Source organism: Streptosporangium nanhuense (assembly GCF_059358815.1).
The window spans coordinates 508,477-533,475 of sequence record NZ_JCADBG010000002.1; the positions used below are offsets into that span (position 1 = coordinate 508,477).

Annotated in this window: 6 protein-coding genes; all 6 read right to left on the reverse strand. The window is 73.9% G+C overall.

All coding sequences use genetic code 11. The annotated features are described in order from the left end of the window. Positions 1-99 precede the first annotated feature (99 nt). Complete coding sequence (locus AC5L38_RS07090) at positions 100-3,369, reverse strand: non-ribosomal peptide synthetase (RefSeq protein WP_495241930.1); 3,270 nt, start codon at positions 3,367-3,369, stop codon at positions 100-102. Further along, positions 3,366-3,575, reverse strand: a complete 210-nt coding sequence (locus tag AC5L38_RS07095) for an MbtH family protein (protein WP_495241931.1) — start codon at positions 3,573-3,575, stop codon at positions 3,366-3,368. Before AC5L38_RS07095 ends, AC5L38_RS07090 begins: the two co-directional genes overlap by 4 nt. Next, on the reverse strand, positions 3,572-9,106 hold the full coding sequence (locus AC5L38_RS07100) for a type I polyketide synthase (protein ID WP_495241932.1): 5,535 nt from the start codon (positions 9,104-9,106) through the stop codon (positions 3,572-3,574). Before AC5L38_RS07100 ends, AC5L38_RS07095 begins: the two co-directional genes overlap by 4 nt. A gap of 482 nt (positions 9,107-9,588) precedes the next feature. Beyond that, complete coding sequence (locus AC5L38_RS07105; RefSeq protein WP_495241933.1) at positions 9,589-14,679, reverse strand: amino acid adenylation domain-containing protein; 5,091 nt, start codon at positions 14,677-14,679, stop codon at positions 9,589-9,591. A gap of 380 nt (positions 14,680-15,059) precedes the next feature. Next, entirely contained in the window at positions 15,060-18,248 is a 3,189-nt protein-coding gene (locus AC5L38_RS07110) for a non-ribosomal peptide synthetase (protein WP_495241934.1), read from the reverse strand. Further along, complete coding sequence (locus AC5L38_RS07115; RefSeq protein WP_495241935.1) at positions 18,249-24,923, reverse strand: amino acid adenylation domain-containing protein; 6,675 nt, start codon at positions 24,921-24,923, stop codon at positions 18,249-18,251. Positions 24,924-24,999 lie beyond the last annotated feature (76 nt).

The following is a 24,999-nucleotide window of genomic DNA, read 5'->3' on the forward strand; positions in this document are numbered from 1 at the left end:
CCGCGAGCAGCGCCGCCGGTGCCTCTTTCGCCCTCAGGTCACTCATCCGCACTCCTCAGCGCCGCGAGCAACGCCGCCGGTGCCTCTTTCGCCCTCAGGTCACTCATCCGCGGGGTCCTCCAGAGCGGCGAGCAACGCCGCCAGCTCCTCGTCGTCGTCCCCCAGCTGCAGTTCCAGCACGGCGAGGGCGTGCTCGGCCACCGTGGCGATCTCGAAGCACCGCCGCAGCGGCATCTCCACGCCGTACGTCTCCCGGTAGCGGGTGACCAGCAGCACCGCCAGCAGCGAGTGGCCGCCGAGCTGGAAGAAGTCGTCCTCCACGCCGATGCGCTCCCGGCCGAGCAGCTCGCTCCACAGGGCGCACAGCTCGGTCTCCAGCGGGGTGCGCGGCTCGGTGTACGGCGTGCCGAGGTCGCCCCGGCCCGAACCGGTCGGCGCGGGCAGCGCGCCCCGGTCGAGCTTGCCGCTCGGTCCGAGAGGGACGGTGTCGATCCCGACGAACGCCTGCGGGATGAGCGCGGCGGGCAGCTTCTTGGCGAGCGTCCTGCGCAGCTCCCCGGTGAGCGCCGAGGCGTCCCCGGACCAGTCGACGTAGCCGACCAGCCCGCGCCCGCCAGGGGCGTCGTCGCGCAGCGCCACGACCGCCTGCCGCACCTTGGGGTGCTCGGCGATCACGGCCTCGATCTCGCCGAGCTCGACCCGCCAGCCGTGCACCTTCACCTGGTCGTCGAGCCGTCCCAGGAACTCGATGTCCCCGTCGGCGCGGACCCTGGCCAGGTCGCCGGTCGCGTACAGCCGCGAGCCGGGCGGCCCGTACGGGTCGGGCACGAACCGCTCGGCCGTCAGGCCGGGCCGGCCCGCGTAGCCGCGCGCCACCTGGACCCCGCCGATGTGCAGGTGCCCGGGCACGCCGACCGGCAGCGGCCGGAGCAGCTCGTCCAGGACGTGCAGGCGGTTGCCCGGCATCGGCGGGCCGATGGGCAGCGTGTGCAGCGCGTTCAGCGCCTCCGGCGTCTCGCCCGGCTCGACCCGCCAGGCGGTCACGTCGACCGCGGCCTCGGTCGGCCCGTAGAGGTTGTGCAGCTCCACCCCGGGCAGCCGCTCGCGGAAGCGGGCGGCCAGGCGCGGCGGCAGCTCCTCGCCGCTGCAGATCACCCGCTTGAGCGAGTGGCACGACTCGATGCCGGTCTCCTCCAGGAACAGGGCCAGCATCGAGGGGACGAAGTGCGCGGTGCTCACCGAGTGCGCCTTGATCAGGTCGCGCTGGTGGTTGGGGTCGCGGTGCCCGCCCGGCCGGACCGGCACCAGGGACGCCCCGGTGACCAGCGGCCAGAAGAACTCCCACACCGACACGTCGAAGCTCGTCGGGGTCTTCTGCAGCACCGCCTCGGCCGGCGTCAGGCCGAACCGCTCCTGCATCCAGGCGAGCCGGTTGACGATGGCCCCGTGGGTGTTGACGACACCCTTGGGACGCCCCGTCGACCCCGAGGTGTAGATCACGTACGCGGCGTCGTCCGGGCCGGTCACCGGAAGCGGCGCTCCTGGGGGCTGCGGTCCCCAGGTGTCGGGCGCGTCCAGCAGCACCGGCTTGACGGCGCCCTCGGGGAGCAGGTCGCGCAGGTGGCGCTGGGTCAGCATCACCCGGGCCCCGCTGTCGGCCAGCATGAACGCCAGCCGCGACGGCGGGTACTCCGGGTCGAGGGGGACGTACGCCCCGCCCGCCTTGAGCACCGCGAGCAGGCCGACGACCAGCTCGGCCGACCGCTCGGCGCACACCGCCACCGGGCTGCCCCGCCTGACCCCGATCCCGCGCAGCCAGCCGGCCAGGGCCGTGGCGCGCTCGTCCAGCTCCGCGTACGTCAGCGTCGCGGCACCGGTGACCACGGCCGGAGCGTCCGGCGTCCTGGCCACCTGAGCCTCGATCAGCGAGGTCAGCGAGGTCAGCGAGGTCAGCGAGGTCAGCGTCGCACCGTCACCGGCCAGGACCTCCAGCGCACGCGCGGGGTCCTCGCCGGCGCCGAGCGCGAGGACGCGGTCGCGCTCCTCGGGGGCCAGCAGCGGCAGCCGGGAGATCGGCGTCCCCGGGGCGGCGACCGCGGCCTCGACCAGCGTCTCCAGGCAGGCGCCGAACCGCTCGATCGTGGGCCGGTCGAACAGGTCGGTGCTGTACTCCAGGCGGGTGTGCAGCCGCCCGCCGCGCATGTTGAGGTCCAGCTGCAGGTCCACCTTGGCGGTCCCGTTGGCGATCTGGCCCTCGTTGGTGTCGTGGGCCAGGTTGAACATCACCTGGTAGATCGGCGGCACGCTCAGGTCCCTGGCCGGCTGCAGCGCCTCCACCAGCCGCTCGAACGGCAGCTCCTGGTGGTCCAGGGCCTCGGCGACCGTGGTGCGCACCCGCCCGGCCGCCTCGGCGAACGTCGGGTCGCCGGTCAGGTCGGCGCGCAGCGCCACGGCGTTGACGAACATGCCGATGACGGGTTCGGTCTCCGGCAGCAGCCGCCCCGCGATGGGGGTGCCCACCACCACGTCGTACTGCCCCGACCAGCGGGCCAGCACGGTCGCGAACGCGGTGAGCATGACCGTGAACAGCGTCGAGTTCAGGTCCTTGGCCATGCGCTCGATCCCGGCCGACACCTCCGGGGAGAACGCGCCCAGCTGCGCCTCGCCCCGGTAGGACCGGCTGCGCGGGCGCGGCCGGTCGGCGGGCAGGGCGAGGTCGGACGGGATCCCGGCCAGCCGCTCCCGCCAGTGCGCCAGCTCCTCCTCGACGAACGCCCCGGTCAGCCGGTTGCGCTGCCAGACGGCGAAGTCGGCGAACTGGATGGGCAGCTCCGCCAGCTTGGGCTCGCGCCCCTCGCCGATGGCGTCGTAGCACTCCTCCAGCTCGTTGACGAAGACGTGGCTGGAGACGCCGTCGAACACGGTGTGGTCGAACACGCAGATCAGCCGCAGGTCGTCGTCGGCCATCCGCACCTGCCGCAGCCGCCACAGCGGCGCCTGGTCCAGCACGAACGGCGTGACCGAGTCGGACTTGGCCAGCCGGGCGAGCTCGGCCTCCCGCTCGCCGCCGGGCAGGTGGGTGAGGTCGGTCTCGGTGAGCCGCACCGGGGGGACGGCGCCGTTGACGATCTGCACCACCTGGCCGTCCCTGAACTCGAAGACGGTGCGCAGCACCTCGTGGCGGCGTACCACCTGGGTGACGGCGGCCTCCAGCCGGCGCGGGTCGACCGGCTGGCGGGCGCTCATCGGCATGAGCATGCCGATGTTGTAGACGGCGAGTTCAGGTTCGAAGCGGGCGAGGAACCACATGCGCTCCTGCCCGGAGGAGGACGGGAAGACGTCCACCGTCTGGTCGGTCCGGTCGGTCATCCCGCGTCTCCCGCTTTCATCGCCTCGCGCAGGCTGCGCGGACGCATGTCGGTCCAGACCTGCTCGATGTGGGCCAGGCACTCGTCCTTGGTGCCGGTGAAGCCCGCGTCGTGCCAGCCGTCCGGGTTGTCACGGCCCGAGGGCCAGATGGAGTACTGCTCCTCGTCGTTGAGGACGACCTTGGTGTCGGGAAGGGACTCGCTCACTGCTGCTCACTCCTGCGGGGGAGACGGGGAATCATGGTCTGGCTCGCGGCCGGGGCGGCCTCCGCCGCGGGCGCGGCGGCGCGCGCCTGCTCGATCAGCGCGGTGACCCCGGCCACCGTGGGCTCCTCGAAGAGGCTGCGCATCGGCAGCCGCACGCCCAGCTCCTTGCGGATCAGGGCGATGAGCTGCACGGCGATCAGCGAGTTGCCGCCGAGCTCGAAGAAGTCGTCGTCGACGCCGATGCGCTCGCCGCCGAGCACCTCGCTCCACAGCCGGGCGATGGCCGTCTCGACGTCGCCGCGCGGCGCCACGTAGTCGTCGGACGCCGCGCCGCCGGGACGGGGCCGGTCCGAGACGGCGGCCGGGTCCAGCTCCGTCTCGACCGTCTCCTGGGTGACCGACCCGACACCGGCCAGGTAGGCGGCCACCGGGGTCGCGGCGATCACCACCTGCGCGCCGAGGGGGGTGGCCAGCAGCCGGTGGAACGCCTCGGCGCCCTCGGCGGGGCGGATGCCGACCGCGTCGGGGCCCCCGGCGGTCGTCGCGACCTGGCCGCCCTGGTCGGGGACGGCGACCGTGCCCGCCTTCTGGGCTCCGGCGTCGGCCGTCACCCCGGCCACCACGGCGTCGGTGTTGATGCGGCGCAGCACGTAGTCGGAGATCTCGGTGACGATCACGCCGTCCGCGTCGATGAGCGTCACGTCGACCGCCAGCACCTCGTCGGTGCCGCTGTCGCGGAAGCGCATGTGGCTCCAGAACCTGCCGGGCAGCCGGTCCTTGACGGTGATGCGGCCGTAGCCGAGCGGCAGGTAGTGGCCGACGACGTCGATCCAGGTGAAGGAGGTGGCGCTGTCCAGCAGCGCCGGGTGCAGGCCCCAGCCGTCGAGGTCCTCCGACAGCTCCTCGGGCAGCTCGAACAGGCCCAGGGCCTCGTTCTGGCCGATGTACCACTTGCTCATGTGGCCCCAGTGGGGGCCGAGCGTCAGCAGCCCGGACAGCGGCACGCCGCCCTGCTCCTCCGACGCCGGGGTGCAGCGCTCGATGATCGCCGCCACGTCGGCCCGCCCGGCCGGACCGGGGTCGACCTTGGCCGCGGTGCCGCGTGCGTGGGTGCGCTGCTCGCCGCCGATGACGCTGCGCACCTGGAAGTCCGCGCCGTCCGCCTCGGTGCTGAACGTCACCCGTACCTCGGCGGAGGCGCCGTCGGCCACCGAGAGCGGCTCGACGAACACCACGTCGCGCAGCTCGACGACGCCGGGGCCGGTCAGGACCGCCTCGCTGGCGCAGCGCGCCAGCTCCAGGTGGCCGGTGCCCGGCAGCACCGGCACCCCGGAGATGCGGTGCCCGTCGAGCGCCCAGTGGGTGTCGGGGGAGAGGCTGCCCCCGGCCCAGCCGAGCTCCTCGCCGTCGGCCTCGTGCCAGGCGGAGATCACCGGGTGGTCGACGGCCCTGATCCGGTCGCCGCGCTGCAGCGCCACGAACCCGGCGGGCGCGGCGACCTCGGCCGCCATGCCGACCTCCAGCCACTTGCCCCAGTTGGCGGAGACGACCGTGGCCGCGCCCCATCCGTGATCGCCCCTGGCGTGCGCGTCGAGGAAGTTGTTGGCCGCGCAGTAGTCGACCTGGCCGAAGCCGCCCGCGACCGCGGTGATCGACGAGCAGAGCACGACGGCCTCCAGGTCGAGGTCGGCGAAGGCCTCGCGCAGCGCGAGCGTGCCGACCACCTTGGGCGCCAGCACCTCCTCGGCGGCGGCCCGCTCCTTGATCTCGGCCATGCCGCCGCCGGGCAGTCCCGCGGCGTGCACGATCACGTCCACCCGGCCGAACCCGGCGACCGTCTCCTCCCGCACCCGGCGCATGTCGGCGGGGGAGGTGACGTCGGCGGCGAGCACCAGGACCTCGGCCCCGGCCTCCTCCATCCTGCGGATCGCGGCGATCGCCCGGCCCGCGCGCCCGGCCTCGTGCGCGTCCCACTCCGCCCGGTCCGGCAGCCCGGTCCTGGACAGCAGGACCAGCCGCACCCTGGCCCGCGCGGCCAGGTCCTCGGCGAGGGAGATGCCGATGCCGCCCAGGCCACCGGTGATCACGTAGACCTGCCCGTCGCGGGGACCGGCCTGCCCGCCGACCGCCTCGGCCGTTTCCACAGACGAAGCGGGCACCTCCAGCTGCTCGTAGTGCTGCAGCCAGCGGCGGCCGCCCCTGACGCTCACGGTGGGCAGCAGCCCCGCCTCGTCCGGCTCGGGCCTCCTGCCCAGCTCCGCGGCGGCGTGCCTGACCCAGTCGCGTCCGTCGACGTCGACGTGGCGCACCCGCAGCCACGGCGTCTCCAGCGGCACCACCCGGGGGAAGCCGGCGAGGGTCGCGTGCTCAGGGCGGAGCAGGTCGCCGCCGGTGACGTCCTGGGCCCCCGAGGTGAGCAGCGTCAGCTCCACCCCGTCGGCGGGCTGCGCCGCGGTCAGCGCCTGCACCAGGGCCAGCACGCTGAAGAAGCCGCGGTCCTGGGCCTTCCAGGTGCCCTCGGTCCCGTGGGCGGGCTCGCCGCCGACGGTCCACGCGTGCACCACCCGCTCCGGCACCGAGCCCACGGCCGACAGCAGCGCGTCGTAGTCGGCGCGCTCGGCGGGGCGGACGGTGTAGACGCCTTCGGGGTTCTCCGCGGAGAACCCGTCGCCGGGCCGAACCTCGACCACCTCGGCGCCCGTCGCGCGCAGCGCGTCCACCAGCCCGGCCGAGCCGTCGTCGGCGAACACCAGGGCCCGGGTGACCGGGGCCAGCGGCGCCGGTCCCGGCGGGACCTGCCGCCACACCGGCACGCTGAACCAGCGGTCCAGCGGCAGGTCGTCCTCGACCGGCGCGGGGTTGGCCACGCCGCCGGTGAACGCGCCCTGCGGGTCGGGGTCGATCCAGGCGCGCTGGCGCTCCCACGGGTAGGTCGGCAGCGAGATCCGGTGCCCCTCCTCGCCGAACGCCTCCAGCGCGACGCCGTGCACCCACAGGGTGCCGTACGCGGCCGACAGCACGGCAGTGTCTCCGGTGCCGCCACCGGCGTCCTTGGGGCCGGGCAGGGAGGGCAGCGGCGCGACCGCGCCCGGCGGGGTCTGCGCCCTGGCCAGCCCGGCCAGCTGCTTGCCGGGGCCGCACTCGATCATGATCCAGTCGCCCTCGGCGAGCAGGGTCGCCACGCAGTCGCCGAACAGCACCGGCTCGCGCATGTGCCGGGCCCAGTAAGACGGGTCCGTCGCCTCGTCCGCGGTGATCCAGGTGCCGGTCACGTTCGACAGGAACGGCAGGCTCGGCGCCGACCGCTCGACACCGGCGACCAGCGCGCGGAACTCGCCCAGGATCGGGTCCATCATCGAGGAGTGGAAGGCGTGCGAGGTGCGCAGCTCCATCCTGCCGATGCCCTCCTCCTCCAGCAGGGCCGACAGCTCGGCGATCGGGGCCGGGGGACCGGCCACCACGCACGTGCCGGGGCCGTTGACGGTCGCCACCGACACGCCGTCGGGCAGCAGCGGGCCGATCTCGTCCGGCGCGAGCTGCACCGCGAGCATCGCCCCGGCGGGCATGCCCTGCACCAGGCGGCCCCTCGCGGCCACCAGCCGCAGCGCGTCCGGCAGGCTGAAGACCCCGGCCACGGTCGCCGCGACGTACTCGCCGATGCTGTGGCCGATCATCCCGGCGGGCTCGGCGCCCAGCGAGCGCCACAGCGTGGCCAGGGCGTACTCCACGGTGAACAGGGCGGGCTGGGTCAGCGCCGTCTGCCGCAGCCGCTCGCCGGCCTCCTCGCCGGTGGCGAAGATCAACTCGCGCAGGTCCTCGCCCAGCACCGGCCGCAGGATCTCGGCGCACTCGTCGACCGCGTCCCTGAAGACCTTCTCGGTGCGGTACAGCTCGGCGCCCATGCCCGCGTACTGCGAGCCCTGCCCGGAGAACAGGAACGCCGGGCGCGGGGTGCGCCGGGAGGTGGCGCCGGGGATCGTGCGCTTGGGGTCGCGGAGCGCGGCGACCGCGTCGGCGACGTCGGAGGCCACCACCGCGCTCCTGCGCGACAGCTCCCTGCGCCCCACCCGCAGGGTGTGGGCGACGTCGGCCAGGTCGGCGTCGGGGTGGGCCTCCAGGTGCGCGGCCAGGCGCTCGGCGGCGGCGGCCAGCGCGGTGTCGGTCCTGCCCGAAAGCCGCAGCAGGTGCGCCGGGCGGGGCTCGCGCTCCAGGCGGGACGGCGCCGGGGCCTCCTCCAGCACGATGTGCGCGTTGGTGCCGCCGATGCCGAACGAGCTGACGCCCGCCCGCCGGGGGAAGCCGTTGCGCTCCCACTTGGTCGGCGCCCCCGTCACGTAGAACGGGCTCCGCGTGAAGTCGATCTTCGGGTTGGGGCTCTCGTAGTGCAGCGTGGGCGGGATCAGCCCGTTCTCCAGGGCCAGCACCGCCTTGATGATGCTGGCGATGCCCGCCGACTGGCCCAGGTGGCCGATGTTGCTCTTGACCGAGCCGATGCCGCACCACTGGGTGTCCTCGGTGTCCTGGAGGAACACGCTGCTCAGCGCCGCGACCTCGATCGGGTCGCCCAGCGCGGTGCCCGTGCCGTGCGCCTCGACGTAGGTGATGGTGCGCGGGTCGACCCCGCCCACCCCGAGCGCCTGGGCGATCACCGCGGCCTGGCCGTCCATGCTGGGCGCGGAGAACCCGACCTTGCTGGCGCCGTCGTTGTTGATCGCGTTGCCCAGGATGACCGCCCGGACGTTGTCGCCGTCCTCGATCGCCTCCGACAGCCGCTTCAGCACGATCACGCCACCGCCGCTGCCCCAGATCGTCCCGGCCGCCTTGGCGTCGAAGGCCCGGCAGTGGCCGTCGGGGGAGACGATGCCGTCCTCGTCGTACACGTACCCCTGACCCTGCGGCAGGTCGAGCATCGCGCTGCCCGCCAGGGCCATGTCGCACTCGCCGTTGCGCAGGGCCTCGGCGGCGACGTGGATCGCGACCAGCGAGGTCGAGCACGCGGTGTGCAGGGTGTAGCTCGGGCCGCGCAGGTCCAGCTTGTACGACGACAGCGTGGCGCAGTAGTCGACGTGGTTGCCGACCATGACGGCGAGCCAGCCCGCGTTCGCGTGGGCCTGCGCGTTGCTCCTGATGTTGATCCACTGGTAGAAGTCCCCGCCGGAACCGGCGTAGACGCCGATCTCGCCCGGGTACCTGAACGGGTCGTACCCCGCGTCCTCCAGGGCCGTGTGCGACAGTTCGAGGAAGAGCCGGTGCTGCGGGTCCCGGATCTCCGCCTCCCTGATCGACATGCCGAAGAACGCGGCGTCGAACTCCTGGTGGTCGTCGAGCATCATCGCGGCCGGGACGAAGTCCGGGTCGTCGAGGATGTGGTCGGGCACGCCGAGCGCCCGCTGTTCCTCACGGGTGAAGTGCGTCAGCGACTCGACTCCGTCGGCGAGGTTGCGCCAGAACTGTCTGGCGTCCCCGGCACCGGGCACTCGGCACGAGAGGCCGATGATCGCGATCGGTTCGACGGTGGGCTCCTCGGCCATGCGGGGGTCCCTTTCTTCCATGCGGGGCGCGGTCGGCGCCGGTGCGGGGGGGTGTACGGGGGTCGGCTCGGGTTCCGGTGCGGGGGGTCGTGTGGGTGGCGACTCGATCGCCGGCTCGGCTGTCGGGTGGTTCACCGGCCGGGTTCGCGCTCCGGAAGGTCGTGCGGTCGCCGGTTCGGTCACGGGTGCGGCTTCAGGCGTGAGGGGGCGGGCGGGGATCGGTCCGGCCGCGAGGGCCGGAGGAGGGGCGGGCATCGATTCGGATGTGAGTTCGGGTTCGGGGTCCGGTCCGGATTCGGCTGCGGGGCCGGGTCCGTTCTCGGGTTCGGGGTCCGGTCCGGATTCGGCTGCGGGGCCGGGTCCGGAGTCGGGTTCGGGGTCCGGTCCGGATCCGGCTGCGAGGTCGGATCCGGTCCCGGGTGCGGGTTCGGATGTGGGGCCGAGTCTGGGCTCGGATCCGGGTGCGGGTGAGTGTGCGGTTGTCAGCTCGGCTTCCTTGAGCGGTCCTTGAGGCGGTCCCGCCGCACGGCGAGCCGCCGTGCGGCGCGGTCGAGGCCGGGAGTGGGGCCTCCACCGTCGAGATGCGCGGCGAGCGCGCGGATGGTCGGATGGCGGAACAGGTCCACGATCGGGATCTCCCGGCCGAGGGCCGAGCCCAGGCGGGCCTGGACGGCGGCGATCGCCAGCGAGTGGCCGCCGATCTCGAAGAAGTTGTCGGCCGCGCCCACCCGCGGCACGCCGAGCACGGCCCGCCACACCTCGGCCACGGCCCGCTCGGTCGGGCCGGACACCTCGCCGCCCGCCTCGCCTCCCGGCCGGGACACGGGCGGGCGCAGCGCGGCGCGGTCGACCTTGCCGTTGGGGGTGAGCGGCAGCGTGGGCACCACGATCACCTCGGCGGGGACCGCGTGCTCGGGCAGCACCGCGCGCAGGTGGTCGAGCAGCCGCGGCGCGGCCAGCCCGGGCCTGCGGGGCACCGCGTAGGCGTGCAGCACCGTCTCGCGCCGCTCGTCCCGGTCGGCCACCGCGGCGGCGGCGCGGACCTCGGGGTGGGCGGACAGCGCCGCCTCCACCTCGCCGAGCTCCACCCGGAAACCGCGGATCTTCACCTGGTCGTCGCGCCGCCCGGCGATCGTCACCGTCCCGTCGGGGTTGAGGCGGCCGAGGTCGCCGGTGGCGAAGGCGTCCCCGGTGAAGCGGAGCCGGGTGAGATCGGGGTCGAGATAGCCGGTCGCCAGGTTGGCGCTGCGCACGACCACCTCGCCCAGCTCGCCCACCCCGGCCCGGCCGCCGTGCTCGCCGACCACGACCAGCTCGCTGCCCTCGATGCCGCGCCCCGCCGGGACGGGCTCGGCGCTCTCGCGCACCCAGCCGGGGATCTCGTGCCAGGCGTGGGCCTGCGGGGTCTCGGTGGTGCCGTAGAAGGCCACCAGGCGGGCGGACGGGACCAGGCGGCGCAGCCGCGCGGCGTCGGCGTGGGTGAGCCGGTCGCCGCCGGTCGCGACCAGCCGGACCCCGGGCAGCACCGCGCCGGTCCCGCAGAGCATCCTGGCCAGCTGCGGGGTGAGGTGCAGTACGGTGACGCGGTGCTCGCGCAGCCACGCGACCAGCCGGACGGGGTCGCGGAGCAGGTCCCGCTCCGGCACGCACAGCCGGGCGCCGGTGGCGAGCGGCACGAACACGTCGCGCAGCGCGGGGTCGTGCGCCAGGCCCGACAGCAGGGCGAACCGGTCGGCCGCGGTAACCGCGAAGGTCTTCGCGTACCAGTCGACGAAGTGCGCGAGCGGCCCCTCGCCGGTCACCACCGGCTTGGGGGCGCCGGTGGTCCCCGAGGTGAGCGACAGGTAGCCGCGCTCCGGATGCGGCTCCCACGGCGTCGCGCCGTCCTCCGGTGTCCCGTCCCCGTTTTCGAGCCGCGGAGTCTCGGGCGACGCAGTTCCGGACGGCGCGATCTCCGGGAGCGCGATCTCCGGAAGGCCCGCCAGGGAGGGGGCGTCCGGGCAGCGCAGCGCCGCCACGGCCCCGGCGGCGGCGGCCTGCCCGGCCAGCACCGGAGCCGGGTGCGCCGGGTCGAGAACCACCCAGCGGGCCCCGCTGGCCAGCACTCCCAGCAGCAGCCCGGGAAGCTCGGGGACCCGCGCGCCGAGCACCGCGACCGCCTGGCCGGGCGCGACCCCGGCCGCGCGCAGCGCCGAGGTCGTGCGCCGGCGCAGCGCGGTGAGCTCCGCGTACCCGAGGACCCGCCCCGCGCCCTCCACCACGACGTCGCGGTGCAGGGTGTCCAGCGGCCCGGGACCGTCCCAGACCGGCAGCGCGGCGGGTGCCTCCCGCGGGGCCAGCCGGGCCTCGCGCGCGGCCCCGCCCGGCTCGGCGAGCAGGTCGCCCAGCAGGTGCGTGTACCCGGCCAGCAGGGCGTCCATCCTGGCGGCGGAGAACAGGTCGGGGTTGTAGACGAGCTGCAGGGCGTATCCGTCGCCGCGCTCGCTGACGTACATCGTCAGGTCGAACAGCGCGCCCGGCAGCCCGGCGGGCAGCGGCTCGGTCACGCAGCCCGGCAGGTCCAGCTTGGGCTCGGCGAAGTTGTACATGTTGAACAGCACCTGCGTCACCGGGTTGCGCCCCAGGTCGCGCGGGACGCGCAGCGCCTCCACGACGCGCTCCAGCGGCACGTCGCCGTGCGAGACGACCTCGGCGAGCTCGTCGCGGCAGCGGGCCACGTGCTCCTCGAACGAGGCCTCGGGGTCCTGGCGCAGCCGCAGCGGCAGCATCCGCACGCACATGCCGATCAGCGACTCGAACGCGACGTGCCCCCGGTCGGCGTACGGGGTGCCGACGAGCAGGTCCCGCTGCCCGGAGAGCCTGGAGAGCACCTGCGCGAACGCGGCCAGCAACACCGGGTACGGGGTGACCCCCAGCCGGACCGCCAGCTTCCTGACACGCTCTCCGATCTCGGCGTCAATCTCGGCTGTTCGGAGCGCTCCAAAAAAAGTTTGCACAGGTGGGCGGGGGGTGTCCCTGGGCAGGTCGAGCACCATCGGGGCGTCCCTCAGGTGCTCGCGCCACCAGTCGAGCCCGTCGCCGTCCGAGCGTTCCCTCGACCAGCGCGCGTAGTCGGCGAACGACGCGCCCGCCGGACCCGGCGGGTCGCCGCGGTAGGCGGCGCTCAGGTCCCGGTAGAAGACGTCCTGGGACCAGCCGTCGAAGACGATGTGGTGCACCGTCACCGCGAGCACGTGGTCGTCCTCGGCCATCCGGATCAACCTGGCCCGGACCAGGGAGTCGTGCGCCAGGTCGAACCGCGTCCGCGCCTCGCTCTCCAGCGCCTCCGCCAGCGCGGCCTCGGGGTGGGGGAGCGCCGAGAGGTCGTCCAGCGGGAGCGGCACCTCGCCGGGCGGGACGGCCGTCACGTGGGGCACGCCGTCGCGGGAGGTGATCCGCCAGCGCAGCGTCTCGTGCCGGGCCACCACGGACTCCAGGGCGCCTCGCAGCGCGCGGTGGTCCAGCGGGCCGCGCACGCGCTCGGCCATCGCGATGTTGTGCGCGGGGGTGTCGGGGGCGAGCCGTTCCACGAACCACATGCGCCGTTGCGCGGGCGACAGCGACGGGGGCTCACCGGACAGGGGGCTTTCCGGGGGCGAGGCGTCCCGCAGGGGGGCGTTCCCGACACCGGAGGAGAGGGCGCCGTAGGTACGGGCCGCGTAGACGTCCTCGACCGAGATGTCCCGGCCGAGCTCCGCCCTGATGGCCGACACCAGGCGCATCGCCCGCAGCGAGTGCCCGCCGCGCTCGAAGAAGTCGTCGTCGGGGCCGGGGGCGGGGGCGTCGAGCACCCGTGCCCAGATCCCCGCCAGTCCTGAGGCGCCGGAGGTCTCCCCGTTCGCGTCACCGGAAGTCCCGGAGATGTCCTCGGAGAGACCGCGCAGGGCGGCGAGGTCGACCTTGCCGGAGGCGTTGAGCGGGAGGAAGGGGACGCGCACCACGCGGGTGGGCAGCATGTAGACCGGCAGCCTCCCGGCGCAGTGCACCCGCAGGGCGGCCAGCCCGGGCGCGTCCATCGGCGCGACGTAGGCGACCAGCTCGCCGGGGGCGTCGACCACGGCCTGCGCCACCTCGGGGTGGGCCCGCACCACCGACTCGACCTCGCCGATCTCGACCCGCTGGCCCTGGATCTTCACCTGCCGGTCCAGCCGCCCCATGAAGGCGATCCGGCCGTCCTCCTGCCAGGCGACGTGGTCGCCGGTGCGGTAGAGGCGCGCCCCGGGCACGGCGTCGAACGGGTCGGGCACGAACTTCTCGGCCGTCATGCCGGGCAGGCCCAGATAGCCGCGGCTGACCTGCGGCCCGCCGATGTACAGCTCGCCGGGGACGTCGACGGGACACTCGCGCATGTCCTCGTCCAGGACGTGCGCCCGGCAGCCGCTCAGCGGGTACCCGATCGGCAGCGACCGCTCCCAGCTCCCCGAAAGCTCGGTGCCGACCACGCAGACGGTCGTCTCCGTGGGGCCGTACCAGTTGTGGAAGCGGGTGTGCGCCGACCAGCGGGCCACCTGCTCGGGGCCCGGCGGCTCGCCGGCCGTGACCAGGTCGCGCAGGTGCGGCAGCCGGGCCGGGTCGACCAGCGGCAGCAGGGCGGGCGGGATGAAGCCCCAGGTGACGTCGTGCGCCTCCAGGAACCGCTGCAGGCGGGCCGGGTCGGTCCTGTCGTCGTCCGGCACCAGCTGCACGCAGCCGCCCACGGTGAGCGGCGCGAGCATGTCGAGCACCGAGACGTCGAACCCGAGCGCGGAGAACGCGATCGACCGGCACGTGCCGTCCAGGCCGAAGTGGGCCGCCGCGGCCGAGGCGAACGCGACCGCGGACGCGTGGCTCACGACGACGCCCTTGGGCCGCCCGGTCGACCCGGACGTGTACAGGACGTAGGCGGCGTTCCCCGGCAGCGCCGGGCCACCGTCGGCAATCTCGTCGGCAATCTCGCCGGGAATGCCGGGAGTCCCGCCGGGAATGCCGGGAATCCCACCGGGGATGCCGGGAATCCCGCCGGCGCGCTCCGCCGCGATTTCGGTCAGGATTTCCGCCGGGGTTCCGGCGGTGATTTCACCGGCGGTTCCGGAGGTGTTTTCGGACACGGATCCGGGCGTGGAGTTCGTTTCCGGCTCGACCAGGGGACGCCCGCATCCGTCCAGCAGCATGCGGCCGTGGGCGTCGGCCACGACGACCGCGACACCCGCGTCGTCGAGCACCTCGTCAAGTCGCCGGCGCGGGTGCGCCGGGTCGAGGGGGACGTACGCGCCGCCCGCCATCATGATGCCGAGGACGGCGACGGTCATCAGCGGTGTGCGCCTGGCACAGAGCCCGACCCGGTCCTCGGGACCGACCCCGAGGGCGCGTAACCGCAGCGCAAGCGCGGTGGCGGCGCCCATCAGCTCGCGGTAGGTGAGGCCGGTCTCCCACTGGCGGATCGCCGGTGCGGAGGGCGTCCTCGCCGCCTGGGCGGCGACGAGGCCGCACAACAGCGCGTCCGGGGCGATGTGGGATGGTCCGGTCGTCCAGGCGGCGGGAGCGGGAGCCGTCAACGGCGCCGGTTGAGTGGACGACGGACCGTGCAACGAGGCGGACGACGAGTCCCCCCGCATCGCTTCGAGCATTCACCCCCCATAGCCCTAAACAGGGTTTTTGCCCTGTCAAGTATTCACAAGCGATAAGCCAGACTATTCCTATTATTTGCGCCATCGGCAGTCAAGGATTGAAACTTAAACGTGTGTCGGAATGCCGGTTTCGGCCGCACGGGAAGATCATCGGGCGTTCTCACGCTCCGACATCACCGCAGTTCACGGCGATTCCGTGAACGGAAGGTGACCGGCCACTTCCGTGTGTCGTGAAGCGTCTCACTCCGTGGACACCGAATGTGGCCGGAAGCTACCAAGAGCAAGTGTCCAAAATGCCGATTTCGGTCCTAGTTCACCGGACTGTCATTTCGGTCGTACTCCTCGGCGATCCGCTCGGCCTCCTCGTCGGTGAGCCGGTCGATCTCCGTGGCCAGGCACTCCTCCACCACCAGCGCCAGCCCGCGGACCGAGCGCGTGGTGAACAGGGCGTTGAGCGGCAGGTCGATGCCCACCGCCGAGCAGATCCTCGCGACGACCTTGGTACCGAGCAGCGAGTGCCCGCCGACGTCGAAGAAGTCGTCGTCGATCCCGATGCCGTTCCTGCCCAGCACCTCGCACCAGATCTCGTGCACGAGCTCCTCACTCGCGGTGACCGGCCCGGCGGGCGCCGCCGGTGTCCCCTCCGCGACGGGGGAGGGCAGCGAGGCGCGGTCGAGCTTGCCGTTGGGCAGCCGGGGGAAGTCCCGCACCGGCACGAAGAGGCTCGGCACCATCGTGGCGGGCAGCCGCGAGGCCAGGAACGCCCGAAGCTCCCCGGCGCCCACACCCGCACCGGCCCCCGCACCGGCCCCCGCACCCGCGCCTGCACCCGCATCAGCGCCCGTATCCGCACCGGCGCCCGTGTCCACGTACGCGACCAGTGCCCGGCCGCCGGGAGCGTCGTCCCTGACCGCGGCGACCGCCCGCCGCACGCCCGGGTGCGCCGCCAGCGCGGCCTCCACCTCGCCCAGCTCGATCCGCACCCCCCGCACCTTCACCTGGTCGTCCGCGCGCCCGAGGAACTCCAGGGTCCCGTCGGGCAGCCGCCGCACCAGGTCGCCCGTCCGGTAGAGGCGGCCGCCCTGGCCGAACGGGTCGGGGACGAACCGCTCGGCGGTCAGCCCCGGCCGTCCCCGGTAGCCGCGGGCGACCCCGTCGCCGCCCAGGAACAGCTCCCCGGAGACCCCGACGGGCACCGGCTCCATCGCCTCGTCCAGCACGTACGCGGTGGTGCCCGCGACCGGCATGCCGATCGACATCGACTCCGCGCCCTCCGGCACCCGGTGCGCCAGCGACCAGATCGTCGTCTCCGTCGGCCCGTAGAGGTTCCACAGCTCGCCGGCGACCCGCCGGATCCGCCCGGCCAGCGGCACCGGCAGCGGCTCCCCGCCGCTGAACACGCGCGGCAGCCCGGCGGGCAGCCGCTCCAGGATCTCCTCCAGCACCGACGGCGGCGCCTGCACGGTCGTCACCCCCGCCCGCGTCACCAGCTCGCCCAGCCCGCCGTTGCCGTACGGGGGAGCCAGCACCACCGCGCCGCCCGCCGTCAGCGGGCCGAAGATCTCCAGCGCCGCGATGTCGAACGACAGCGAGGTGAGCAGCAGCATCCGCTCCCGCTCGGTGAACCCCAGCCCGGTGACCAGGTTCACCACCCCGCGATGCGGCACCACCACCCCCTTGGGCACCCCCGTCGACCCCGAGGTGTAGATCACGTAGGCGGGCGAGTCGGGGGAGAGCGGGCCGGGGACGAATTCGGACGCCCCGTTCATCGGCAGCGCGTCCAGCAGGATCGCCGGGGGATGGGACGGCGGCAGCCGCTCCACCATCGTCGCGCGGGTCAGCAGCAGCGGGCTGCCCGAGTCGGCCAGCATGAACCCCAGCCGGTCCGCCGGGTAGTCCGGGTCCAGCGGCACGTAGCAGCCGCCCGTCTTCAGCACCGCCAGCAGCGCCACGATCAGCTCCGCGCTCCTCGGCAGGCACACCGCGACCGGCGTCTCGGCCCCCACCCCGCGCTCGCGCAGCCGCCGGGCCAGCGCGCCCGCCCGCTCCTCCAGCTGCCGGTAGGTGAGGGTCCCGTCGACGGAGACGACCGCGTCGGCGTCCGGCGTCCGCTCCGCCCGCTCGGCGATCAGCTCGTGCAGGCAGCGCTCGGGGTAGGCGGCCTCGGGGCCGTGCCAGGAGGTGAGCAGCCGGGCCCGCTCGGGGCCGTCCGTCAGCGGCAGCCGGGAGATCGGCGATCCCGGGTCGTCGACGGCCGCGCCGAGCAGCGTCAGGAACGCCGAGACCAGGCGCCGGATCGTGTCCTCGTCGAACAGGTCCGTGCTGTACTCGACCCAGCCCTCCATCCTGCCGTCCGGATTGTGCAGCTCCATGGTGAGGTCGGCCTTGGAGGTGCCGTTCCCGTACCGGCCGCGCCCGTCCACCGCGACCTGGTTGAACCCCACCTGGAACAGCGGCGTCCTGCCGGGGTCGCGGGGCGGGTCCACCACCTCCACGAGCTTCGCGAACGGCACGTTCTGGTGGTCGAACGCCTCCAGCACGGTCGTGCGGACCCGGTCCAGCGCCTCGCCGAACGCGGGGTCGCCGCCCAGGTCGGTACGGAGCGGCAGGGTGTTGACGAACATGCCGATCAGCGCGTCCAGCTCCGGCAGCTCCCGCCCGGCGACGGGGGAGCCCACCACGACGTCGGTCCGCCCGCTCCAGCGCGCAAGCAGCACCGAGAACGCCGTCAGCAGCACCGTGAACGGCGTGGTGCCCCGAGCCCTGGCCAGCGCGCCCACCCGCTCGGTCAGCTCCTCGGGCACCGCGAAGTCCAGCGTCGAGCCCAGGTAGCTCATCGTGGCCGGGCGCGGCCGGTCGGAGGGCAGCTCCAGCGGCACGCTCCCGCGCAGCCGCTCCCGCCAGTAGGCCAGGTCGCCGTCCAGCTCGCCGCCGCCCAGCCGGTCGCGCTGCCAGACCGCGTAGTCGGCGTACTGGATCGCGAGCTCCGGCAGCGCGGGCTCGCGGCCCTCGCGCAGCGCCAGGTAGACCTCGGTCAGCTCCCGCCACAGCACGCCGGCCGACCAGGCGTCGAAGACCGTGTGGTGCAGGACCAGCAGCAGCCGGCACTCCCCGCCGCCCAGCGTCACCAGCCGCACCCGCCACAGCGGGGCACGCTCCAGCCGGAACGGCGCGCGCGCCTCCTCCACGGAGACCCGCTCGAGCTCCCGGGCCGCCTCCTCGGGCGGCAGCCCGGACAGGTCGGTCCTGGCCACCGAGACAGGCACCCGCTCCGCGATCGTCTGCACGACCCGCTCGTCGCGCAGCTCGAACGCCGTCCGCATCGACTCGTGCCTGCCCGCGAGCACCTCCAGCGCCCGCTCCAGCAGGTCGGGGTCCACCGGCCGCAGGTCGGCCGCCTCCGAGCGGACGGCGGTGTTGTACACCGCCAGGTCGGGCAGGAGCTCGTGCAGGAACCAGATCCGCTCCTGGGCGAACGAGGCGGGGAAGACGTCCACTTACACTTTCTCCTTCAGACACTCGCGGAGCTGTTCCGCGATGACGGGCAGGGCGGCGGTCTCACCCAGGGTGGCCAGCCAGTGCCACTGCTCCAGGGCGTGACAGAGCCGGTAGAAGGCCAGGCGCTCCGGCCAGTCGTCCGGCAGGTCTCCGTATCCCTCCAGCAGGTGCCGCCGCCGCTCCGCGTCACCCCTGACCGCGAAGTAGTCGGTCCGCGCCAGGTCCATCAGCGGGTCGCCGCCCAGCGCGTTCTCCATGTCGATGACCCCGGTCATCCGCAGCGGGCCTCCCGGGCCGTCCTGCTCGGCGACCATGACGTTGCGCTCGTGGAAGTCGTTGTGGCACAGCACGGGGGCGTCGCAGCGCGCCACCAGGTGGCGGTGACGCGCGACGTACGCGGAGAGCTCCGCGTGCAGCCCCTCGTCCCCGCCGAACTCGGTGAACTGCGCCAGCCTCAGGTCCAGCTGCCCGCCCACGTACGCCTCGTTGGAGCTCTCCTGCGGCCCGTCGATCGGGCCGAACCTCTCCACCCGCACCCCGTGCACCGCCCGCAGCGTCCGGCCCATCTCCCGGTACAGGCCCGCGACCTCGCCGGCCGCCAGCCCGGCGGAGACCTCCGACAGCGGCCGGCCCGGCACCTTCGTCATCACCGCGTACGCGTGCGGCAGGTCGCGCCGCGAGGTGTCCCAGTGCACCATCTCGGGGCAGGAGGCGCCGCTGCCGCGCAGCAGCTCGTAGACGCGCGCCTCCTTGTGCAGCCGCGCCGCCAGCACGTCGGGGTAGATCTTCACGATGAGCTCGCGGTCGGCGCACCTGACCTCGTACACCGCGCTGATCTCACCGCCGGTCCGCAGCACCACCTCCCGCACCTCCGCGTCCGGGTACGGGGTGCGCAGCACCGCCTTCGCGCGCTCCGGCGGCAGCGGCATCGTGATCGCCTTGGCGAACGCCGGGGCGGTCCAGGCCACGCTCACCCGGTTGCCCGCCCGCTCCCGCAGGATCTGGGCCCCGACCAGGTCGTCCGCCTGGGCGTCCGGCATCTCGTCGTCGAACCGCGACAGCACCCGTGTGCGCATCGAGATCAGCACGTGCACCGCGATGCCCAGGCCCAGCACGATGTACATGAGCGCCACGCCCCGGCCGGGGCCGACGCCGATCACCGAGCCCACCGTCGACGCCAGCGCGCCGCCGGGCACCATCAGTGGGTTGAGCAGCTGCTCGCCCAGCGGCGCCACCACCGCCATGCCGATCGGCAGGGTCGACCACGACACCATCTGGTTGAGCGACTGCACGCGGCCGTGGAAGCGCTGCGGCACCTTCGTGTGGATGATCGTCAGGAAGGTGCCGTTCACGATCGACAGGCAGCCCCACAGGCCGAACGCGCCGATGCCCACCACCCACGCGGTGGGCTGCGACCCGGTGATCACCGCGAACACCGACAGACCCAGCGTCGCCAGCATCACCCCGCGCATCCGCCGGCGCCTCGGCCCGCCCCACAGCGCGATCACCATGCCGCCCACCGCCCCGCCCAGACCGCCGACGAAGGAGATCTGCCCGGCGACGGTCAGCGTGGAGAACGACAGCACCAGCGGGGTTATCGACAGCAGCAGCGCCGAGAGCATCACGTTGAGCGTCGCGAAGTAGATCATCGCCGCCCGCAGGTGGCGGTTGCCGACCGACATCCGCAACCCCTGCGCGATCTCCTTCGACAGGGGCTCCCTGGGCGAGTGCGCCATCGTGTCCGGGAAGCGGATCAGCAGCAGCGCGCCCAGCACCAGCACGAAGCTCGCCACGTCGACCGCGAGGATGCCGCCCAGGCCGATGGTGGAGAGCAGCGCGACGGCCACCAGCGGCGCCACGAACTGCGCCGTGCCGATCACCATCTGCACCACCCCGGCCGCGTGCCCCATGTACTCCTTGGGGACGAGCTGGGGGAGCGCGGTGGTGAAGCCCACCCGCTGGAAGATCAGCGCGATCGACAGGCACGCGGTCAGCGGGTAGACGTGCCAGATCTCCAGCGCGCCCGTCCAGAACAGGGCGCCCAGGACGAGCTGCGTGCCGCCCGCCATGCAGTTGCCGAGGATCATCATCGAGCGGCGGCTCGACCGGTCCACGATCGCCCCGGCCAGCGGCGCGATCACCACTCCCGGCATGATCGACAGTGCCACGAACAGGGCGAAGTCCACCAGCGAGCCGGTGGTCAGGTAGATCCACACCGGGATCGCGAAGTCCGTGATCGCGGTGCCCACCATCGACACCAGCTGGAAGGCCGCCACCACCAGGAACCGCCGCAGGCTGGGCGGCGGCGCCTTCGTCCCGGCCTTCGCCCTACCGGACCCCGCGCCCCTGCCGGACCCCGCGCTCTTCCCGGGACCCGCGCCTCTACCGGACCCCGCGCCCTTCCCGGACCCCGCGCCCTTCCCGGGACTCGCGTCCTTCCCGGACCCCGCGCCCTTCCCGGGACCCGCGTCCTTCCCGGGACGCGCCGCCTCCTCCGCGAGGTCCGGGGCGGGGGAGTCGACGGAGACCTCCTCGACCCACCAGCCCGCCCCCGGGCCCCGCGAGGGCCGGTCGAGCGTGTCCGCCGCGCCGTACCCCATCGCGATGTGCGTGTTGGTGAGGATCTCCGACAGCTCGGCGGCCCGATATTTCAGGAAGTAGTGGCCCGCCTCGTCCAGGATCACCAGCGCCGTCGTGTCGCTCAGGAAGTGCCACTCGCGGTAGCGCTCCTGGTAGTAGTCGGTCGTCGGGTCCTGCTCGCCCACCACCGAGATGACCGGCGCCCGCAGCCGCTCCACGCGCTCGGCCAGCACCCGCGTGAAGATCTCCTCCGCGATCAGGGTGTCGCGCCGCTGGTTGCGCACCATGAACCGGACCTGCTCGTCGTCCAGCCCCGAGATGTCGGTGCCCATCGACTTCATCCGGTTCTCGTACACCCGGTCGCCGCGCAACCGGTCGTAGCGCGTCAGCCGCGCCAGCGGCCCGGCGATCCGGCCCCGGGGCCTGGCGAACGGGAAGATCGCCCCGATGTACACCGCCTCCAGCGCGCGGCCCCGCTCCTCCAGCCGCCGCGCCACCTCCACCACCAGCGCGCCGCCGATGCCGCAGTGCCCGTACAGGGCCAGGGGGCCCTCGACGTTCTCCAGGATCTCGGTCACGCACAGGTCCGCGACCTCGTCGATCGGCCGGGTCTCCTCGTCCGGCAACCCGGGGTCGTGCCCGGGGAAGGCCAGCGCGTGCAGCGAGCACCCGTCGGGCAGCGCGTCGGCCAGCGGCTGGAAGATCAGCGGGCTGCCCCCGCCGTACGGTATGCACACGTACGTCATCAGCGCGGGCCCCGGCCTGGTCAGCTCGTACAGCAGGCTCCGCGGACCCGCCGGACCCGCGGGCCGCTCCACCAGGGCCGCCAGCTCGCGCACCGTGGGGTGCTTGAACAGGTCCATCACCCCGACCGCGCGTCCCCCGACCACCGGCAGCGCCTTGCGCATCCGCGCCACCGCCTGGATCGCGACCAGCGAGTGGCCGCCCAGCTCGAAGAAGTCGCCGTCGGCGCCGACCGACTCCACCTGCAGCAGCTCCCGCCAGATGTCGGCGATCGCCCGCTCCACCGGCGTCCGCGGCTCGGCGCCCGGCCCCGCCGCCTCGGCGCCGCGCCGCTCCGGCGCGGGCAGCGCCTCGCGGTCCAGCTTGCCGTTCGGGCTCAGCGGCAGCGCCTCCAGCACCACGAACGCCGACGGCACCATGTGGTCGGGCAGCGTCACCTTCGACGCCCGCCGCAGCTCCGCCGCGTCGAGCCCCACCTCGTCCGCGCCCGTGGGGACCACGTACGCGACCAGGCGTTTGTCGCCCGGCGCGCCGTCCTCCCGTACCGTCACCACCGCCTCGCGCACCCCCGCGAGCCCGCGCAGCACCGCCTCGATCTCGCCCGGTTCGATCCGCTGCCCGCGGATCTTCACCTGGTGGTCGATGCGTCCCAGGAACTCGATCGCGCCGTCGCGGCGCAGCCGCACCAGGTCGCCCGTCCGGTACAGGCGCGCCCCCGCCGCCCCGAACGGGTCGGGCACGAACCGCTCCGCCGTCAGGCCGGGCCGGGCGTGGTAGCCCGTCGCCACCTGCGCCCCGCCGATGTGCAGCTCGCCGGGCACCCCGAAGGGCACCGGCCGCAGGTGGCGGTCCAGCACGTACAGCGAGGTGTTCTCCACCGGGTGCCCGATCGGCACCGTCGCGTCACCCGGGCGGCACCGCCACAGGCTCACGTCGATCGCGGCCTCCGTCGGCCCGTACAGGTTGTACAGCCCCGTCCCCGGCAGCCGCCCGAAGAACCGCTCGGCCACGTGCGCGGTCAGCTCCTCGCCGCTGCACACCACCCGGCGCAGCGACCCGCACGCCTCGACGCCCTCCTCCTCCAGGAACGCCGCCAGCATCGACGGGACGAAGTGCGCCGTCGTCACCCCCCGCTCCACGATCAGGTCCCGCAGGTAGGCCGCGTCCCGGTGCCCGCCGGGCCGGGCCAGCACCAGCCGCGCACCCGTCACCAGCGGCCAGAAGAACTCCCACACCGACACGTCGAAACCCGCCGGGGTCTTCTGCACCACCACGTCGTCGCCGGTCAGCCCGTAGGCGCCCTGCATCCAGCCCAGCCGGTTGCGGATGCCCCCGTGCGTGTTGGGCACCCCCTTGGGCCGCCCCGTCGACCCCGAGGTGTAGATCATGTACGCCGCGTCCGCCGATGTCGCCGACGGCTCCGGGGGAGTGTCCGGCCCGTCCAGCGGATCGTCCAGCACGACCGTCACCACCCGGTCGCCCGCAGACGCGTCCCGCGAGTCCTCGGGAAGCACGCCGAGCACCGCCCGCTGGGCCAGCAGCACCGGCACCGCCGCGTCGGCCAGCATGAACGCCAGCCGCTCCGGCGGATAGTCCGGATCCAGCGGCACGTACGCGCCCCCGGCCTTCACCACCCCCAGCAACGCCACCACCAGCTCGACCGACCGCTCCGCGCACACCGCGACCAGGGCGCCCGGCCCCACCCCCAGCCCCCGCAACCGGTGCGCCAGCCGGTTGGCCCGCGCCTCCAGCTCCGCGTACGTCAGGCGCTCGTCCTCGAACTCCACCGCCACCGCGCCGGGCGTCCTGGCCACCTGCGCCTCGAACATCCCGCCCAGCGTCGCCCCGTCCGCGTACGGCTCCTCCGGCCCCGCCGCGCACGCCAGCACCCGCCGCCGCTCCTCGGCGGGAAGGACGTCCAGCTCCGAGATCCGCGCCGACGGAGCCGCCACCACCGCCTCCAGCAGCGTCTCCAGCTGCGCGGCCATCCCCTCGACCGTGTCCGCGCCGAACAGGTCGCGGTTGTAGACGAACAGCCCGCCCATCCCGTCCGGCTGCTCGGTCAGGAACAGCTCCAGGTCGAAACGCGTCGCCCTGGCCTCGAACACGAACGGCTCCACCGACAGGCCGGGCCAGCGCGTCCCCTCCCTGCGCCCGTAGCTCTGCAGCGCGAAGACCGCCTGGAACACCGGGGACCTGCTCACGTCCCGCTCGATGCCCAGCTCGCCGACCAGCTGCTCGAACGGCAGCTCCTGGTGCGCGTACGCCTCCGTCGTGGTCCGCCTGACCCTCTCCAGCAGCTCCAGGAAGCCCGGGTCGCCCGACAGGTCCGCGCGCATCGCCAGCACGTTCACGAACATGCCGATCACGCTCTCCAGCTCCCGCCGGGGACGCCCGCCCACCGGTGAGCCGACCGCGAAGTCGTCCTGGCGCGCGTACCGGCCCAGCAGCACCTGGTACGCCGCCAGCAGCACCATGTACAGGGTCGTGCCGGACTCACGCGCCAGCCGCGCCAGCCCCTCCGTCAGCTCGCGGTCCAGGTTGAAGATGTGCGAGGCCCCCGCGAACGTCTGCTCGCCCCGCCGCCGCCCGTCCACGGGCAGCTCCAGCGGGACCACCCCGGCCAGCTGGGAGCGCCAGTACGACAGGCCGGCCTCGGAGACGGGCCGATCCCGCTGCCACAGCGCGTAGTCGCCGTACTGCAACGGCGGCTCGGCAAGCTCCGTCCCCGCGTAACAGGCCCCCAACTCCTCGGCGAGGATCTCGGTGGACCAGCCGTCACCGCAGATGTGGTGCAGCGCCACCAGCAGCACGTGATCCCCGGCGCCCCCTCCCGCGTCCCCGGTGGCTGTGGTGTCCTCTTCGCCCACCCGCACCAGCAGCGCCCGCAGCAGCGGCCCCCGCGCCAGGTCGAACGGCAGCGCCGCCGCGTCGCTCACCAGCCGTACCGCCGAGCGCTCGCCGTCCGCCTCCGCCCTCTCCAGCGGAACCTCGACCCGCTCCTGCACCACCGCCGTCGGGCGGCCGTCCTCGTCGGCGGGAAAACGCGTCCGCAGGCTCTCGTGCCTGGCCACCACCGCGCCGATCGCCCGCTCCAGCGCCGCGACGTCCAGCGGCCCCGTCAGCCGCAACGTCATCGGGATCGTGTACGCGGCGGTGCCGGGGGCGAACTGGTCCATGAACCACAGCCGCTCCTGCCCGAACGACAGCGGCGCCCCCTGCCCCGCCGGCCGCCGGGGGATCGTGAACACCGGATCCGGGGCGCGACGGCGCAACCGTTTCTCCAGCAGTGCTCGCTTGGCGTCGGAAAGCTGTGTGCTGCTTAGGGACTGGCCAGGCGAGGACGTCACACGTGTCTCACTTTCGGCAGGGGGATGAGACGCGCTCCGCGGCCGGGAAACGCGCCAGGTCTCTCCTGGACCGCTT

Coding starts and splice junctions, on each gene's coding strand:
- AC5L38_RS07100 (WP_495241932.1), bottom strand. CDS start 9,106: ATGGCCGAGGAGCCCACCGTCGAACCGATCGCGATCATCGGCCTCTCG.
- AC5L38_RS07090 (WP_495241930.1), bottom strand. CDS start 3,369: ATGACCGACCGGACCGACCAGACGGTGGACGTCTTCCCGTCCTCCTCC.